This window comes from [Mycobacterium] manitobense (genome assembly GCF_025821665.1).
Taxonomy (GTDB): Bacteria; Actinomycetota; Actinomycetes; order Mycobacteriales; family Mycobacteriaceae; genus Mycobacterium; species Mycobacterium arseniciresistens.
In genome coordinates this window covers 1-553 of sequence record NZ_JACKSJ010000021.1, presented here as the reverse complement: position 1 = coordinate 553, position 553 = coordinate 1, and the positions used below count along the sequence as shown (strand labels likewise).

Below are 553 nucleotides of genomic sequence, written 5' to 3'. Positions count from 1 at the left end.
GCCCGCACCGAGGCCTCCCCGGCGGCGTACTTGGCCATGTTCGCCGCCTCGGCGGCCCCGAAATCGTCCCCGCTGTCGTAGAGCGCGGCCGCCTTCTGCATCATCAGCTTCGCGAGCTCGATCTCGATGTGGTTCTGTGCCAACGGGTGTGACAGACCCTGGTGCGAGCCGATCGGGACCTTCCAGACCTGGCGGGTCTTGACGTACTCGACCGCCTTGTCGATGGCGAACCGGCCCATCCCGATCGCGCTGGCCGCGCCCATGATCCGCTCCGGGTTGAGCCCGGCGAACAGCTGCGCGATCGCCGCGTCCTCGGACCCGACCAGCGCATCGGCCGGCACCCGGACGTCATCGAGGAACACCTGGAACTGGGCTTCCGGGCTGATGATCTCCATGTCGATCTTGGTCCAGCTCAGTCCGGGGGTGTCGGTGGGCAGCACGAACAGCGCCGGCTTCAGGTTGCCCGTCTTGTGGTCTTCGGTGCGGCCGACCACGAGCACCGCCTGCGCCTGATCGATACCGGAGATGAAGGTCTTCTGGCCCTTGATGATCC

The 553-nt window shown here is 66.9% G+C and carries 1 protein-coding gene; it reads right to left on the bottom strand.

Features of this window, described 5'->3' with window-relative positions:
- A partial coding sequence (locus H7I41_RS02415) for an acyl-CoA dehydrogenase family protein (protein ID WP_264010965.1) occupies positions 1–553 on the bottom strand: 553 nt, incomplete at both ends.